At 59.2% G+C, this 15,069-nt stretch carries 17 protein-coding genes; 5 read left to right on the forward strand and 12 right to left on the reverse strand.

Going from position 1 to position 15,069, the window contains the following annotated elements:
- Window positions 1-4: 4 nt before the first annotated feature.
- The 5 genes from artP to artJ all read left to right on the forward strand — a co-directional run bounded on the left by artP (window position 5) and on the right by artJ (window position 3,792).
- Complete coding sequence (gene artP, locus ACQUTI_RS09700; RefSeq protein WP_004201340.1) at window positions 5-733, forward strand: arginine ABC transporter ATP-binding protein ArtP; 729 nt, start codon at window positions 5-7, stop codon at window positions 731-733.
- A 20-nt stretch (window positions 734-753) separates the two neighbouring features.
- Complete coding sequence (gene artI, locus ACQUTI_RS09705; protein ID WP_002896390.1) at window positions 754-1,485, forward strand: arginine ABC transporter substrate-binding protein ArtI; 732 nt, start codon at window positions 754-756, stop codon at window positions 1,483-1,485.
- Window positions 1,486-1,491: 6 nt separating this feature from the next.
- Window positions 1,492-2,208 carry an arginine ABC transporter permease ArtQ gene (gene artQ, locus ACQUTI_RS09710; protein WP_004201339.1) on the forward strand — a complete coding sequence of 239 codons (717 nt, stop codon included), beginning with the start codon at window positions 1,492-1,494 and terminating at the stop codon, window positions 2,206-2,208.
- Window positions 2,208-2,876 (forward strand): arginine ABC transporter permease ArtM, encoded by a 669-nt coding sequence (artM, locus tag ACQUTI_RS09715; RefSeq protein ID WP_004201338.1) that lies wholly within the window; start codon window positions 2,208-2,210, stop codon window positions 2,874-2,876. Before artQ ends, artM begins: the two co-directional genes overlap by 1 nt.
- A gap of 184 nt (window positions 2,877-3,060) precedes the next feature.
- Window positions 3,061-3,792, forward strand: coding sequence for an arginine ABC transporter substrate-binding protein ArtJ (gene artJ, locus ACQUTI_RS09720; protein WP_004201336.1), 732 nt, complete (start codon window positions 3,061-3,063; stop codon window positions 3,790-3,792).
- An 83-nt stretch (window positions 3,793-3,875) separates the two neighbouring features.
- Here artJ and ACQUTI_RS09725 read toward each other — a convergent pair whose 3' ends face one another.
- The 12 genes from ACQUTI_RS09725 to ACQUTI_RS09780 all read right to left on the reverse strand — a co-directional run bounded on the left by ACQUTI_RS09725 (window position 3,876) and on the right by ACQUTI_RS09780 (window position 14,995).
- Complete coding sequence (locus ACQUTI_RS09725) at window positions 3,876-5,348, reverse strand: sensor histidine kinase (protein ID WP_004201335.1); 1,473 nt, start codon at window positions 5,346-5,348, stop codon at window positions 3,876-3,878.
- Window positions 5,345-6,061 carry a response regulator transcription factor gene (locus ACQUTI_RS09730; protein WP_032455769.1) on the reverse strand — a complete coding sequence of 239 codons (717 nt, stop codon included), beginning with the start codon at window positions 6,059-6,061 and terminating at the stop codon, window positions 5,345-5,347. Before ACQUTI_RS09730 ends, ACQUTI_RS09725 begins: the two co-directional genes overlap by 4 nt.
- Window positions 6,062-6,139: 78 nt before the next feature.
- The gene (gene rlmC, locus ACQUTI_RS09735; protein WP_017899418.1) at window positions 6,140-7,267 is read right to left on the reverse strand and encodes a 23S rRNA (uracil(747)-C(5))-methyltransferase RlmC; all 1,128 of its coding nucleotides are present in this window, start codon (window positions 7,265-7,267) and stop codon (window positions 6,140-6,142) included.
- A gap of 41 nt (window positions 7,268-7,308) precedes the next feature.
- On the reverse strand, window positions 7,309-7,797 hold the full coding sequence (locus tag ACQUTI_RS09740) for a YbjO family protein (protein WP_004201332.1): 489 nt from the start codon (window positions 7,795-7,797) through the stop codon (window positions 7,309-7,311).
- Between the two features lie 57 nt (window positions 7,798-7,854).
- Window positions 7,855-8,700 (reverse strand): putrescine ABC transporter permease PotI, encoded by an 846-nt coding sequence (gene potI / locus ACQUTI_RS09745; RefSeq protein ID WP_002896372.1) that lies wholly within the window; start codon window positions 8,698-8,700, stop codon window positions 7,855-7,857.
- On the reverse strand, window positions 8,697-9,650 hold the full coding sequence (potH, locus tag ACQUTI_RS09750; protein WP_004201331.1) for a putrescine ABC transporter permease PotH: 954 nt from the start codon (window positions 9,648-9,650) through the stop codon (window positions 8,697-8,699). The genes potI and potH overlap by 4 nt, the downstream gene beginning before the upstream one ends.
- A 10-nt stretch (window positions 9,651-9,660) precedes the next feature.
- Entirely contained in the window at window positions 9,661-10,794 is a 1,134-nt protein-coding gene (gene potG / locus ACQUTI_RS09755; protein WP_048295777.1) for a putrescine ABC transporter ATP-binding subunit PotG, read from the reverse strand.
- 161 nt (window positions 10,795-10,955) lie between these two features.
- Entirely contained in the window at window positions 10,956-12,068 is a 1,113-nt protein-coding gene (gene potF, locus ACQUTI_RS09760) for a spermidine/putrescine ABC transporter substrate-binding protein PotF (RefSeq protein WP_049116974.1), read from the reverse strand.
- Between the two features lie 348 nt (window positions 12,069-12,416).
- The gene (locus ACQUTI_RS09765) at window positions 12,417-12,896 is read right to left on the reverse strand and encodes a YbjN domain-containing protein (RefSeq protein ID WP_017899416.1); all 480 of its coding nucleotides are present in this window, start codon (window positions 12,894-12,896) and stop codon (window positions 12,417-12,419) included.
- Window positions 12,897-12,984: 88 nt separating this feature from the next.
- A complete protein-coding gene (gene rimK, locus ACQUTI_RS09770; RefSeq protein ID WP_004201328.1) occupies window positions 12,985-13,887 on the reverse strand; it encodes a 30S ribosomal protein S6--L-glutamate ligase in 903 nt (300 codons plus the stop codon).
- Between the two features lie 114 nt (window positions 13,888-14,001).
- Window positions 14,002-14,724: a nitroreductase NfsA gene (gene nfsA / locus ACQUTI_RS09775; RefSeq protein WP_194006945.1), complete on the reverse strand. Its 723-nt coding sequence runs from the start codon at window positions 14,722-14,724 to the stop codon at window positions 14,002-14,004.
- On the reverse strand, window positions 14,708-14,995 hold the full coding sequence (locus ACQUTI_RS09780) for a YbjC family protein (RefSeq protein ID WP_004201326.1): 288 nt from the start codon (window positions 14,993-14,995) through the stop codon (window positions 14,708-14,710). The genes nfsA and ACQUTI_RS09780 overlap by 17 nt, the downstream gene beginning before the upstream one ends.
- Between the last annotated feature and the right edge of the window lie 74 nt (window positions 14,996-15,069).

The following is a 15,069-nucleotide window of genomic DNA, read 5'->3' on the forward strand; positions in this document are numbered from 1 at the left end:
CCAGATGAGTATTAAACTAAACGGCATTAATTGCTTCTACGGCGCGCACCAGGCGCTGTTCGACATCACGCTGGATTGCCCGCAGGGGGAAACGCTGGTGCTGCTCGGCCCCAGCGGTGCCGGGAAGAGCTCGCTGCTGCGCGTACTCAACCTGCTGGAGATGCCGCGTTCCGGTTCGTTAACCATCGCCGGTAACCATTTCGACTTCACCAGAGCGCCGTCCGATAAAGCGATTCGCGAACTGCGGCAGAACGTCGGCATGGTTTTTCAGCAGTACAACCTGTGGCCGCACCTGACGGTACAGCAGAACCTGATCGAAGCCCCCTGTCGCGTACTGGGGTTAAGCAAGGATCAGGCGCTGGCTCGCGCCGAGAAGCTGCTGGAGCGCCTGCGTCTGAAGCCCTACAGCGATCGTTACCCGCTGCATTTATCCGGCGGCCAGCAGCAGCGTGTGGCGATCGCCCGCGCGCTCATGATGGAGCCGCAGGTTCTGCTGTTCGATGAGCCTACCGCGGCGCTCGACCCGGAAATCACCGCCCAGATCGTTAGCATCATCCGCGAGCTGGCTGAAACCGGCATCACCCAAGTTATCGTCACCCATGAAGTTGAAGTGGCGCGCAAGACGGCCAGCCGGGTGGTGTATATGGAAAATGGCCATGTCGTCGAGCAAGGGGATGCCTCCTGCTTCACGCATCCGCAAACTGACGCGTTTAAAAACTATCTTTCACATTGATGTTTTTCGGGGAAATGACGATGAAAAAAGTACTGATTGCCGCCCTGCTCGCAGGCATGAGCCTCTCCGCTTCCGCCGCGCAGACCATTCGTTTCGCCACCGAGGCCTCCTACCCTCCGTTTGAGCTGGTGGACGCCAACAACCAGATCGTCGGTTTCGATGTGGATCTGGCTAACGCGCTGTGTAAAGAGATCGATGCCACCTGTACCTTCACCAACCAGGCCTTTGACAGCCTGATCCCGGGGCTGAAATTCCGCCGTTTCGACGCGGTCATGGCCGGGATGGACATCACGCCTGAGCGTGAAAAGCAGGTACTGTTCTCCACCCCGTATTATGACAACTCGGCGCTGTTCGTCGGTCAGCAGGGCAAGTTCACCAGCATTGATCAGCTGAAGGGCAAAAAAGTGGGCGTACAGAACGGTACCACGCACCAGAAATTTATCACCGATAAACATCCGGAAATCACTACCGTCCCTTACGACAGCTACCAGAATGCGAAGCTGGATCTGCAGAACGGTCGTATTGACGCGGTCTTTGGTGATACCGCCGTGGTCACCGAATGGCTGAAGAGCAATCCGAAGCTGGCGGCCGTGGGCGATAAAGTGACCGACAAAGCCTATTTCGGCACCGGGCTGGGCATTGCCGTGCGTCAGGGCAACACCGACCTGCAGCAGAAATTTAACGCTGCGCTGGAAAAAGTGAAGAAAGACGGCACTTACCAGACCATCTATAACAAATGGTTCCAGAAGTAAGACTGAATGAACGAAATTTTTCCATTAGCAAGCGCCGCCGGGATGACCGTCGGCCTTGCCGTTTGCGCGCTCGCCATCGGCCTCGTCCTGGCGATGCTCTTCGCGGTACTGGAGTCAGTGAAATGGCGCCCGGTAGCCTGGCTTGCAACCGGCATTGTGACCATCCTGCGCGGACTACCTGAAATTCTGGTGGTGCTGTTTATCTATTTTGGCTCGTCCCAGCTGCTGCTGACGCTCTCTGACGGTTTTACCATCCCGCTCGGGTTCATCCAGATCCCGGTGCAGATGCAGATTGAGAACTTTGACGTCAGTCCGTTCCTCTGCGGGGCGATCGCCTTGTCGCTGCTGTATGCCGCCTACGCCTCGCAAACGCTGCGCGGCGCGCTGAAAGCCGTTCCGCAGGGTCAGTGGGAGTCCGGCCAGGCGCTCGGGCTGTCGAAAGCGGCCATTTTCTTCCGCCTGGTGATGCCTCAGATGTGGCGCCATGCGCTGCCCGGTCTCGGCAACCAGTGGCTGGTGCTGCTGAAGGACACCGCGCTGGTGAGCCTTATCAGCGTCAACGATCTGATGCTACAGACTAAAAGCATCGCCACCCGCACTCAGGAGCCCTTTAACTGGTATATCATTGCCGCGGCAATCTATCTCGTCATCACCCTGTTGAGTCAATACATCCTTAAGCGGATTGACCAGCGTGCGACGCGCTTCGAACGGAGACCAGGCTGATGCTCGACTACTTACCCGAACTGCTGAAAGGACTGCATACCAGCCTGACGCTGACCGTGGCGTCGATTATCGTGGCGCTGATCCTGTCGCTGATCTTTACCATTATCCTGACGCTGAAGACGCCGGGGCTGGTGTGGATAGTGCGCGGCTACATCACCCTGTTTACCGGTACGCCGCTGCTGGTGCAGATCTTCCTGATCTACTACGGCCCAGGACAGTTTCCTTCGCTACAGGAATATCCCTGGCTCTGGCACCTTATCTCCGAGCCGTGGCTGTGCGCCCTGATCGCCCTGTCGCTCAACAGCGCCGCCTATACCACCCAGCTGTTTTATGGCGCCATCCGGGCGATCCCCGACGGGCAATGGCAGTCGTGCAGCGCGCTGGGGATGAGTAAAAAGGATACCCTGGCGATCCTGCTGCCGTATGCCTTTAAGCGCGCGCTGTCGTCCTATTCCAACGAAGTGGTGCTGGTCTTTAAGAGTACCTCTCTGGCCTACACCATCACCCTGATGGAAGTGATGGGCCACGGCCAGCTGCTGTACGGACGGACCTACGACGTGATGGTGTTCGGCGCCGCCGGGATTATCTATCTCATCGTCAACGGGCTGCTGACGCTGCTGATGCGGCTGGTGGAGCGCAAAGCGCTAGCCTTCGAGCGGCGTAATTAGCGCCTGGCGTATTTTGCATAATAAGTGAACAACAAGACGGACAAGTCTAATACCTGTCCGTCTTTTTTTATATCAAATAAAATACTTAATCATTTTTATTGCATACAAATTCATTTAATGGCATTGTCACCCTATGCCGCAGACACGGCGAATAATCATAAGATTGACAGACGGGAGTTCCACGATGAAAAAGTTAGTTCTGGCTGCACTGCTCACCACGTTCACCTTCGGCGCCGCCGCCGCGGAGAAAATCAGCTTCGGCGTGTCCGCGACCTATCCGCCGTTTGAATCGATGGACGCTAATAACCAGATTGTCGGCTTTGATATCGATCTGGCCCATGCGCTGTGCAAACAAATGCAGGCAGAATGCACCTTTACCAACCACGCGTTTGACAGCCTGATCCCGGCGCTGAAGTTTAAGAAGTATGACGCGGTGATTTCCGGAATGGATATTACGCCGGAGCGCAGCAAGCAGGTCGCCTTCACCGACCCGTACTACGCCAACTCCGCGCTGGTGATCGCCAAAAAAGACGCATTCCACTCGTTCGATGATTTGAAAGGCAAACGGATCGGCATGGAAAACGGCACCACCCACCAGAAATATCTGCAGGATAAACATCCTGAGGTGAAGACCGTCGCCTATGACAGCTACCAGAACGCGATTATCGATCTGAAAAATGGCCGTATCGACGGCGTGTTCGGCGACACGGCGGTGGTCAACGAGTGGCTGAAAACCAACCCGCAGCTGGGGGCAGCCACGCCGAAAGTGACCGACCCGCAATACTTCGGCACCGGCCTTGGGATTGCCGTGCGCCCGGATAACAAGGCGCTGCTGGAGAAACTGAACGCGGCGCTGAAGGCGATTAAAGCCGACGGTACCTACCAGAAAATCAGCAACCAGTGGTTCCCGGAGTAACTTTTTTGCCGGGTGGCGCTGCGCTGACCCGGCCTACACTTTCCCCGTAGCCGGGTAAGGCGTAGCCGCCACCCGGCAATTTCTCAAAGTGGCACGAAGAACCTGAACCGCGCCCCGCTTACCGACTCCACCAGCCTGATCCCGCCCCCGTGCAGCTCCAGCATTCGTTTCACAATCAGCAGCCCTAACCCGCCGCGATCCTCCCGCGACGCCTGGGCAGACAACGCCGACGGCCGCTGGAACAGATCGTCGCGCAGCGCGGCATCGACGCCCGTTCCGTTGTCTGCCACTTCAACCTGGATCTGTTGATTCTCCTGCCAGACCGCCAGACGAATCTCCCCGCCGACGGGAGTATGCCGCATGGCGTTGTCGAGCAGGTTGGTCACCACCCTCTCAATCATCGACACATCGGCGTTAACCAGCGGCAGCGGCCCCGGCACATCAATTTGCAGGTTCACCTCGCGCGTGCGGGCGGTTAATTCAAACTTCTGCGCCACGTCGGAAATCAGCTCCCCCATCGCGAAACGCTCGCGCTGCGGCTTAATGCCCCCGTGCTCCAGTCGCGCCAGCTCAAAGAGCTGCTGCGAAAGATGGCGCACTTTGTTGCCCTGGCGCAGGGCGATGGTGAGATACTGCCTGCGCTCCTCGGCGGTCAGCCTTTCGTCCTTCAGGGTCAGCGTTTCCAGATACCCCAGCAGCGAGGTGAGCGGCGTGCGTAAATCGTGGGAAATATTGGCCACAAATTCGCGGCGCTGGCGGTCGCTGTCGGCCAGCCGATCCCACTGACCGGCTATCTGCCGGGCAAGGTCAATAAAGCGATTTTCGAGCACCGCCACCTCGTTACCGGGATGGGGCTCCGGCGTGCGGGCCGCCAGGGTTTTGATGGCGCTGATGCTGTCCCGATCGTTCGCCGCCACCTGGGCGGTGAGCTGGCGGACCGGCCGGGTCACCCAGAACCATGCCAGGCCTCCCGCCAGCAGGCCAAACAGAGTCACCAGCAGCAGGGTCCACAGAACAATGCTCCACAGCGTTTTTTGCCAGGCGTCGGCCGCCAGCTGATTAAAGGTCTCCCCCTGCAAAATGATATACAGGTAACCGCGCAGCTGGCCGTCGACGCGCAGCGGGGCGGCGCTGAAGACTTTTCGCCCGTCAAGGCTGCGAGGATCGTCGCCATACACCGGCGACGTACTGCCGGTGAGAAAAACCTGCACCGGCGCCATGTCGATCCGCTGGCGTTGGATATGTCCCGGCGGCGCCGCATCGGCCAGCAGGTCGCCATCCGGCGACAGCAGATAGAGCTCCACGCTGGGATTAAAGGTCATCAGACGGTCAAACAGCGACTTCAGGGTTTGCCGGTTGACCTCGCCGTGGGCGTCCAGCAGCGGTTCGCGGGCCACAATTTGCTGAGCCAGCCCGGCGGAGAGGCGCTGCACCATGGCGTTGCCATACTGCGCGCTGCTGTGTAACTGAACGACGCACACCGCCGCCGCGCACAGTATCAGCAGGGAGACCACCACCAGCGCCAGCCGCTGGCTGAGGCTCAGGCGGCGGATCACGGGGCGGCCTCTTGCGTCACCGGGGCGAACTTATAGCCTCTGCCCCAGACGGTCAGAATGATGTCCGGCTCGGCCGGGTCACGTTCGATTTTGCTGCGCAGGCGGTTGATATGGGTATTGACCGTGTGCTCATAGCCCTCGTGCTGATATCCCCAGACCTGCTCCAGCAGCGCCAGCCGCGAAAACACCTCCCCGGGATGGCGGGCAAAGTAATACAGCAGCTCGAATTCGCGCGGCGTGAGGTCCACCAACTCGCCGCGCAGCCTCACTTCGCGAGACAGCGGGTCGATGCTCAGACCATGGCAGGACAGGCGCCCGGCGTCCATCAACAGGTTCTGCCCCATCGCCTCCTGGCGACGAAACAACGCTTTAACGCGGGCGATAAGCTCCAGCAACGAAAAGGGTTTCGCCAGATAGTCGTCGGCGCCCATCTCCAGGCCCAGCACGCGGTGCATTTCGCTGGTGCGAGCGCTGATGATGATCACCGGCAGATAGCGGGTCATCTGGCGGATACGCCGGCAGATCTCCAGGCCATCGACGCCGGGCAGCATCAAATCGAGGATCACCGCATCCCAGACCCGCGTTTCCAGCCGGGCGAGAGCCTGGCCGCCGTCGGCCTCATGCACAATCTGATAGCCCTCATCCTGAAGATTGAGCCGCAGCAGCGTGGCAATATCCTCATCATCTTCCACCAGCAGAATGGTTTTGGCCATTAGATTCCCCCCACCAATAACAAAACATGCTGCGTCAAGCTTACCCGATCTCTGCGACGCAAAGCCTTCACATTTTGTTTAAACTTCGCGGACCAGCAGGGTCAGCACTTCGTAGTGGGCGGTGTGGGGGAACATATCAAATAGCTGGACCCGCTCGACGCGATAGCCGCTAAGAAGAGCAATGTCGGTCGCCATGGTGCGGGCGTTACAGCTGGAATAGATAATATAGGGCGGCGCCATGCGGCTTAAATAGTCGCACAGTTCGGCGCCAATGCCGCGACGCGGCGGGTTGACCAGCACCAGCTGCGGGATATCCGCTTCATGCGTGGCGAACTGCGTGGAGTCCAGCGCCTGAAAATGCAGATTGCTGAGCCCCAGCTGCGCGGCAGACTGCCTGGCGCAGGCGATCGCCTCCGGGGCAATCTCTATACCGGTCAGGCGCATCGCCGGCGTCGCGCAGTGCAGGCCAAAACCCCCGACGCCGCAAAACAGATCCCACATATGCTGGACCGGCAGCGCGCGCACCCAGTCGCGGGCGGTGGCGTACAGCCGGCTGGCTACCGTCGGGTTAGTTTGAAAGAAGCTTTGCGGACGGATCCACAGCGGCACCTCATTAAAGACCTCCCCCAGCGCCTGCTGTTCAGTGAAGAAGATCTCCTGCTCGCCTTCCATAATAGCCATATGCACTGGCTGGATATTCGCCGTGATCACCTTAAGCTGCGGCAACTGTGCCTGTAACCAGGGCAGCGCGGCGCGCAGCTGGGCCAACTTGGCCTCTGAGCGCAGCACGAAGCGCAGCATCATCTCCCCTTGCTGGCTGGCGGTTAGCAGCAGATATTTCAGCTCCCCGCGCTTGCGCGCGACGTTGTAGGGGGTTAACCCGGCGCGGGCGATAAAGGGCTTCAGGACGGCAAACACCGGCGCAAACTCGGCGGGATAGAGCGGGCAGTCGGTGAGATCCACCGGGGTGCCGTCGCGGTGCAGCATCCCCAGCAGCGGACGCTCAACGCTGCCGCTGACCACCATTTTGGCCTTGTTACGGAATGCCGCCTCCGGCCCGCTGACCGGCTCGCCCCAGTCGGCGACGGGGATCGCTGCCAGCAGCGTGCGCAGGTCGGCCATTTTATCGGCGAGCTGTTGCGGAACCGACCGTTCCAGCCATTGACAGGAGCGGCAGCGGCCGGCGTCGTAGAGTGCGCAATGCATAATTGACCTTCAAAATTCCAGGGGCGGGGATTGTATCACCGTTATTGCAGGCGGAAAAACCGGCGGCAGTTCGCGGGCACAAACAGCAGCGTCAGGACCAGCAGATCAGGCAGTTTTTGCATCACCAGCGAGTGGAAGATCTCCCGTTTGGATTCGCCGGGAATGCTGAACAACTCCGGATACCCGTAGCCCAGCGACGCCGCCCACAGGTAGCCGGCGGCTATCATCTGCGTCAGCAGATAGACCCAGCGCGCCCAGTTGCGCCCTTTCACCAGCGAGAAGGCGCACCAGATTTCGATAAACACCAGCGCCAGGCTGCCGAGGAAGACCAGCGTCAGGTTCCAGGTCTGGACGCTACGGTGTATGAATTCGTTCAGCCCCTGCAGGCCCAACAGATTGAGGATCATCAGCAGATCCAAACCGCGAATCAAAATAATCGCAAAGGCCGCCACCTGCACCAGCGCAGGGACGTTAAGGCGGGCATGCGATGAGCGAGTTTTCGTAAACAATCCCAACGTAATGTCTTCCATGAAAACGGCGCCACAGGGTGGCGCCGACCGGAGGCTGCTGTACCGATTTTAGGTGGTTCAGCCTTGTCTTGCACGCTGGATATCGCGCACTCGCTGCTTTTCTGCGCGGGCCATCAAATACCAGGCGATAAAACCAACAATACCAACCACGCCGAGGATGAGCGTCGCCAGGGCGTTGATCTCCGGGTTGACCCCCATGCGCACGCTGGAGAAGACCAGCATCGGCAAGGTCGTGGCCCCGGGACCGGAGACAAAGCTGGCGATCACCAGGTCATCCAGCGACAGCGTGAAGGCCAGCAGCCAGCCGGAGATCACCGCCGGCATAATCATCGGCAGCGTGATGACGAAGAAGACCTTCAGCGGCGCGGCGCCCAGATCCATCGCCGCCTCTTCGATCGAGTGGTCCAGCTCACGCAGGCGCGAGGAGATCACCACCGCCACGTAGGCGGTACAGAAGGTGACGTGCGCCAGCCAGATGGTCAACATCCCGCGATCCGACGGCCAGCCGATGGCGTGACCCAGCGCCACGAACAGCAGCAGCAGCGAGAGCCCGGTGATCACGTCCGGCATGACCAGCGGCGCGGTGATCATAAACGCGAAGCCGTTGGAGCCGCGAAAACGCCCAAAGCGCACCATCACCACCGCGGCGATGGTGCCCAGGATCGCCGCCGCCGTCGCCGCGCAGGCGGCGATAGTCAAGCTCAGCCCCACCGCGCTCATCATCGCGTCATCGTGGAACAGTTCGCTATACCAGCGCGTCGACCACCCGGCCCAGACCGTCACCAGCTTTGAGCTGTTGAACGAGTAGATCACCAGCATCAGCATCGGGGCATAAAGGAAGGTGAATCCGAGCACGAGGATCAGAATGCGCCACGGCGAGCGTACTACAGGCAAGTCGTTCATCCCTGCTCTCCCATCTGTTTTTGCTGGTGCTTGTGGAACCACATGATCGGCACAATCAGCAACAGCAGCATGACAATCGCCACCGCCGAGGCGACCGGCCAGTCGCGGTTGTTAAAGAACTCCTGCCACAGCACGCGGCCAATCATAATGCTGTCCGGCCCGCCCAGCAGCTCCGGGATCACGAACTCCCCCACCGCCGGGATAAACACCAGCATGGAGCCAGCGATAATCCCCCCTTTGGTGAGCGGAACGATCACCTGAAAGAAGGTCTTCAGGGGCCGGGCGCCGAGATCCAGCGAGGCCTCCACCAGCGAATAGTCGATGCGGGTCAGCGCGGTATAGATAGGCAGCACCATAAACGGCAGATAGGCATAGACGATACCGATATACACCGCCAGGTTGGTGTGCAGGATCTCCAGCGGCTGATCGATAACCCCTAGCCACAGCAGGAAGTTATTCAACACCCCGTTGCTCTTCAACAGCCCCATCCAGGCATAGACGCGGATCAAAAACGACGTCCACGACGGAAGGATCACCAGCAGCAGCAGAATATTGCGCGTCGATGGCTTGCTGTGCGCCACCGCCCAGGCCAGCGGATAGCCCAGCAGCAGGCAGCAGAGCGTCGAGATGCCCGCCACCTGCAGCGACTGGAGATAAGCCTCGAAATAGAGCGGATCGTCGGTCAGCTGCAGGAAGTTGGCAAAGTTAAGCGTCAGCGTCAGCTGGCCATCCGCCCACTCCATCAGATCGGTGTAGGGAGGGATCGCCCGCGCCATCTCGGCAAGACTTATCTTGAACACGATCAGGAACGGCAGCATAAACAGCAGGATCAGCCACAGATAGGGCAGCGCGATCACCAGCTTGCGGCCATGTGCCATCTGCAGGCGCGCCGCCCACAGCGCGAAGCCGCCCGGTTTTTTCGCCCCTGACGGGGATTCAACGGTACTCATCGCCCTCTCCTTACACCGTCAGTACAACGCAGCTGTCCGCATCCCAGCATAAACGCACCTCGTCACCCCAGGTGGGCGTCCCTTTCCGATGGCGGTGCTCATTCTGCAGCTGGGCGCTGATCATCTGCCCGCTTTGCAGGCGCACATGATAGATAGAGAGATCCCCCAGATAGGCGATATGAATCACCTCGCCGACGGCAAAATTGTAGCCATCCGCCGGCGGCTCATCGCACAGCATGATCTTCTCCGGACGCAGCGCCACCCATACCGGCACGTTGTCCACCACCGAGGCGTCGGGGTCAACCTTCAGCGGATGCACCAGGCCCGGCGAGCTCAGCACCAGGCCATCTTCGAGGCGCTCTTTCACCAGTCCTTCAAAGACGTTCACCGAGCCGATGAACTCGGCGCTGTAGCGGGTGGTCGGGTGTTCGTAAATCTCTTCCGGTTCGCCAATCTGCACAAACTTGCCGCGGTTCATGATGGCGATACGGCCCGCCATGGTCATGGCCTCTTCCTGATCGTGGGTCACCATCACGCAGGTCACGCCAACGCGCTCAAGAATATCCACCACCTCCAGCTGCATGCGATCGCGCAGCTTTTTATCCAGCGCCCCCATCGGTTCGTCGAGCAGCAGCAGCTTAGGTCGTTTCGCCAGACTGCGCGCCAGCGCGACACGCTGGCGCTGGCCGCCAGAGAGCTGGTGCGGCTTACGTTTAGCGAACTCCTGCATGTGCACCAGAGCCAGCATCTCCTGCACCCGGGCGGTGATTTCCGCCTTCGGCAGACGATCCTGTTTCAGGCCGAAGGCGATATTCTGCTCAACGGTCATATGGGGAAACAGGGCGTAGGACTGGAACATCATATTGATAGGCCGCTGATAGGGCGGCACGCGCGCCAGATCCACGCCGTCGAGCATAATCTGTCCGGCGGTCGGTTGCTCAAAGCCCGCCAGCATGCGCAGCAGGGTCGATTTCCCGCAGCCTGATGCGCCCAGCAGAGCAAAAATTTCGCCTTTGTAAATAGTGAGACTGACATCGTCGACAGCATGCTGGCCGTCAAACGACTTGGTTAAGTTACGGATTTCCAGCAGCGGGGTCAGCGCTTTGGGGGCTTTCGCCTGTGGGCGGGGCGTTACGTCGTTCAATCGGGTGCTCTCCGGCAAAAAAACGATCACCATATGGTCCGGTGCCATACTTCGTGCTTAACAGTGCATGTGCACCATCCTGGTGCTTCTGCTCGCCGGGCGCGCTGCCATTTCCCGGCGAGTGCCGTTCTGATTCGGCCCGCTTACCGGGCCGTCAGAGTTTATTTACCGCTCTTCACTTTGGTCCACGCGCGGGTACGCACGCGGTCGATCTTCGGATCCTGCACCTTCAGCGTGAACAGTTTGGCGAACACATCCGCTGGCGGATAAATCGCCGGGTTGTTACGGATAGTCTCGCTGACCAGCGGCGTGGAAGCCTTGTTGCCGTTGGCGTAGAACACCTGGTCGCTGATTTTGGCGATGACGTCCGGACGCATCAGATAGTTAAGGAACTGATAGGCTTCATCTTTATTCTTCGCGTCGGCCGGCATGGCAAAGACGTCAAAGAACGCCAGCGCGCCTTCCTTCGGAATAAAGTAGGAGACATTGACGCCGTTCTTCGCCTCTTTCGCGCGGTTGGCCGCCTGCCAGACGTCCCCTGCCCAGCCGATCGCCACGCAGATGTCGCCATTGGCAAGGTCGTTAATATATTGCGAAGAGTGGAAGTAGCGAATGTTCGGCCGCAGCTTCAGCAGCAGATCGGTCGCCGGGCCGGTGTAATCATCCGCTTTGCCGCTGTTCGGATCTTTGCCGAGGTAGTTCAGCACGGTGGCGAAAATCTCTTCCGGCGCGTCGAGGAAGGAGACGCCGCAGCTTTTCAGTTTTTCGAGGTTCTCCGGCTTCAGCACCAGATCCCAGCTGTCCACCGGCGCATCTTTGCCGAGGACGGCTTTCACTTTATCCACGTTATAGCCAATGCCCGTCGTCGCCCACAGGTAAGGCATAGCGTATTTATTATCCGGATCATGCTTGGCGACCAGCTTCAGCACTTCGGGATCAAGGTTCTTCCAGTTGGGCAGCTTGCTCTTATCCAGCGGCTGGAACACCCCCGCCGCCAGCTGGCGCTCAAGGAAGCTTGCCGACGGCACCACCAGATCGAAACCGGTGCTGCCGGCCATTAATTTGCCTTCCAGCACTTCATTGGAATCAAAAACGTCATACACGACTTTAATCCCGGTCTCTTTTTCGAAATTGGCCACAGTGTCCGGCGCAATATAATCAGACCAGTTATAGACATGCAGGGTTTTTTGTTCGGCGGCGAGCGAACCGGCAGAGACGGCCATCAGCGCACCCGTAACCAGACCTGTTAACCATTTTTTACCAAAGGCGGTCATATCTCTTTTCCTTCTCAACGCCCGTTAACTTACGGGCTCAAATATACGCATTTCTACGCATGCAAAAATCATGCATATTTTTTCATTGCCTGAGAAAAGGAGAGCGGATCTCTCCCGGAGTGGTTGCTCGCAACTGGAAGCATCGCCAGAATAACTGTAGCCAGAATAAGAGGCTATAGCCCAGGTAAAAAAACGCCTTTTATCAAATTTTTATGCAGTAACGGTCTACGTGATAAGCCAAAACGGCCTGAATGGCGGTGAATAATGCTTTAAAGAAAGGTTAAATACAGAATAAAAGCGGGTAATACGCAGCCGCTGCGGTAGTGGCTGCGCTAATTTTAGGCAGGTTTAGTGAAGAAAATGGTATTGCACGTTTTCCGCGGCCGGCTCTTCTTCTTCGCCTTTGTACAGCAGCTGATTGGCGCCGGCTTCAAGGATCACCATCGAGATCTGCTCCTCGCTTTGGCGGAAGAACCAGGCGAACTGCTCCATGGTCACCCCAGGACCGATAGACAGCGACTGGCAGACCACCAGCTTGGGCAAATTATCGTCCTGAATGTCGATAAACGCCTTCACGGTTAACGAGCTGGCGTTGATGGCCGAGAGATCCGCTGACAGCGCCAACAGAGCAGTCGGCTTCACCTCCGCCAGGGCGGAAAAGAGCACCACGTTGTCCACCAGGTCAATTTTGGCATCAAAAATACCGTCGAAATTCTGCATATGCGGCAGGTGCAATGCCTGGCAGGAATCGCACTCAAAAAAGCTGATGCCGATCTCATCCAGCCAGCGACGTAGCGTATCCAGACCCGGTACGACCAGTGAATCCATAGTGCCTGTGACCTCTTACAGTGGAAAAACGACGCCATAGCTTACGCAAAAAAAGCGCCGCATACCATGACAGTCTTGCATCCGGCGGTTAGCCGCCTATTTTCAAACAGAATTCCGGTGTCGCCTGGCGCTCGATCCAGGCGATCATCCTGCTGGCGATGTCCACACCGGAGGTGGTTTCCACCCCTTCCAGCCCGGGCGAGGCATTTACCTCCATCACCAGCGGCCCGCGGGTGGCGCGTAAAATATCGACACCGGCGACGTCCAGCCCCAGGGTTTGCGTCGCCTTGATGGCGATGGCCCGCTCCTCGTCGCTAATCTGCGCCACCGAGGCCATGCCGCCGCGGTGCAGGTTAGAGCGAAAATCGCCCTCTTTCGCCCGCCGTTCGATCGCCGCCACCACCTCATTGCCGACCACCAGGCAGCGAATATCGCAGCCTTTTGCCTCGGCAATGTACTCCTGCACCAGGATGTGGGCGTTCAGCCCGCGAAAGGCGTCTATCACGCTCTCCGCCGCCTGACGGGTCTCCGCCAGCACCACGCCGATCCCCTGGGTGCCCTCCACCAGCTTCACCACCAGCGGCGCGCCGCCGACCATGGCGATCAGATCGCTGGTGTCATCGGGGGAGTGAGCGATGCCGGTCAGCGGCAGATCGATGCCCTGGCGCGCCAGCAGCTGCAGCGAGCGAAGCTTATCGCGAGCGCGGGTAATAGCGACCGATTCGTTCAGCGGATAGCTTCCCAGGAGCTCAAACTGTCGCAGGGCCGCGGTGCCATAGTAAGTGATCGCTGAGCCAATGCGCGGGATCACCGCATCAAAGTGCGGCAGCTGGCGACCTTTGTAGTGGATCGACGAGGCCACCGGACTGACGTTCATATAACAGGAAAGCGGATCGAGGATCTCGACCTGATGCCCGCGCTGTTGCGCCGCTTCGCGCAGGCGTCGACATGAATAAAGCGTTCCATCCCGGGATAATATGGCAATTTTCATCCTGCACCTCTGCAAAAAGACCCGCTCTGGCGGGCCTCAGCTATCGAACACATTTTCACCTTTCCTGCCGCCAGCGGTGGATACCGCCTGGCCGGAGCAGCAGTGTACACGTAATCAGCGCGTTGCCCACCCCTGCTTATGCAGATAGTCGAGAATAAACGGACGACTCTCTTTCACGATAGTGCGACGGATATGATCGCTCCAGGTATCGCGGCGGGCGTTGCTGCCGCGCGACAGATAATAGTGCGCCAACTGGTCGTCATACTCCGCCAACAGCGCGTTATCCAGCGGCTGATAGCGGTTCTCATGCACCAGCATGGCGGCCGGCATCCGCGGCTTGATGTCCGGGTTATCCGCCGGCCAGCCAAGGCAAAGGCCGAACAGCGGCAGGACGTGCTTTGGCAGCTCCAGCAGCTCGGTCACCGCCTCGATGCTGTTGCGCAACCCGCCGATATAGACGCCGCCCAGCCCGAGGGACTCGGCGGCGGTCAGCGCGTTCTGCGCCAGCAGCGCCGTATCGACAACGCCGATCAGCAGCTGTTCCGCCAGCCCCAGCTCCGCCTGCGGGCAGATCTGCAGGTGGCGATTAAAGTCGGCGCAGAAGACCCAAAACTCCGCCGCCTGGGCGACATGCTGCTGGCCGCCAGTCAGCGGGACCAGACGTTCACGCAGGGCCGGGTCAGTAATACGGATGATGGAGGTGCACTGTAAAAAACTCGAGGTAGATGCCGCTTGCGCGCTGGCGATAATCGCCGCGCGCTGTTCGTCGCTCACGGGCGCATCGGTGAAGTGGCGGATAGAACGGTGGTTGCGCAGCAGCTCAATGGTCGGCGTCATTTCGTTTTTCTCTGTCAGACAAGGATTCAGGCTCAGGAGAGTGGGTTAACTGCGGGGCCACGATCTGCGCCATCCGCCACATCACGACGATGGCGGCAGGGATCATCAGCACGATCCCGGCAAAGAGCATCACCAGCGCCGCGGTCGGGCTGGCAATGGGCGCAGGCAGCTGGACATACTGGTTAAGTGAGAGCCAGGCGAGGGTTAACAGCCCCATCCCGAGGATCTCAACCAGCAGAATGCTTTTCGGCAACGGGGCAAATTTTCGCATCACGCCTCTCCGGTTGATAAACGCAACGCGCCAGCTAATGCCGCCGCGCCGCCGGGTCAGTATACGGGTTTTGA

Source organism: Klebsiella sp. 7-CIP_Kleb. (genome assembly GCF_050378655.1).
Taxonomy (GTDB): Bacteria; Pseudomonadota; Gammaproteobacteria; order Enterobacterales; family Enterobacteriaceae; genus Klebsiella; species Klebsiella quasipneumoniae.

Excerpts from the sequence above, each read along its gene's own strand:
- artP (WP_004201340.1), top strand. The coding sequence starts at position 5 with ATGAGTATTAAACTAAACGGCATTAATTGCTTCTACGGCGCGCACCAG.
- artI (WP_002896390.1), top strand. The coding sequence starts at position 754 with ATGAAAAAAGTACTGATTGCCGCCCTGCTCGCAGGCATGAGCCTCTCC.
- artQ (WP_004201339.1), top strand. The coding sequence starts at position 1,492 with ATGAACGAAATTTTTCCATTAGCAAGCGCCGCCGGGATGACCGTCGGC.
- artM (WP_004201338.1), top strand. The coding sequence starts at position 2,208 with ATGCTCGACTACTTACCCGAACTGCTGAAAGGACTGCATACCAGCCTG.
- artJ (WP_004201336.1), top strand. The coding sequence starts at position 3,061 with ATGAAAAAGTTAGTTCTGGCTGCACTGCTCACCACGTTCACCTTCGGC.
- ACQUTI_RS09730 (WP_032455769.1), bottom strand. The coding sequence starts at position 6,061 with ATGGCCAAAACCATTCTGCTGGTGGAAGATGATGAGGATATTGCCACG.
- rlmC (WP_017899418.1), bottom strand. The coding sequence starts at position 7,267 with ATGCATTGCGCACTCTACGACGCCGGCCGCTGCCGCTCCTGTCAATGG.
- ACQUTI_RS09740 (WP_004201332.1), bottom strand. The coding sequence starts at position 7,797 with ATGGAAGACATTACGTTGGGATTGTTTACGAAAACTCGCTCATCGCAT.
- potI (WP_002896372.1), bottom strand. The coding sequence starts at position 8,700 with ATGAACGACTTGCCTGTAGTACGCTCGCCGTGGCGCATTCTGATCCTC.
- potH (WP_004201331.1), bottom strand. The coding sequence starts at position 9,650 with ATGAGTACCGTTGAATCCCCGTCAGGGGCGAAAAAACCGGGCGGCTTC.
- potF (WP_049116974.1), bottom strand. The coding sequence starts at position 12,068 with ATGACCGCCTTTGGTAAAAAATGGTTAACAGGTCTGGTTACGGGTGCG.
- ACQUTI_RS09765 (WP_017899416.1), bottom strand. The coding sequence starts at position 12,896 with ATGGATTCACTGGTCGTACCGGGTCTGGATACGCTACGTCGCTGGCTG.
- rimK (WP_004201328.1), bottom strand. The coding sequence starts at position 13,887 with ATGAAAATTGCCATATTATCCCGGGATGGAACGCTTTATTCATGTCGA.
- nfsA (WP_194006945.1), bottom strand. The coding sequence starts at position 14,724 with ATGACGCCGACCATTGAGCTGCTGCGCAACCACCGTTCTATCCGCCAC.
- ACQUTI_RS09780 (WP_004201326.1), bottom strand. The coding sequence starts at position 14,995 with ATGCGAAAATTTGCCCCGTTGCCGAAAAGCATTCTGCTGGTTGAGATC.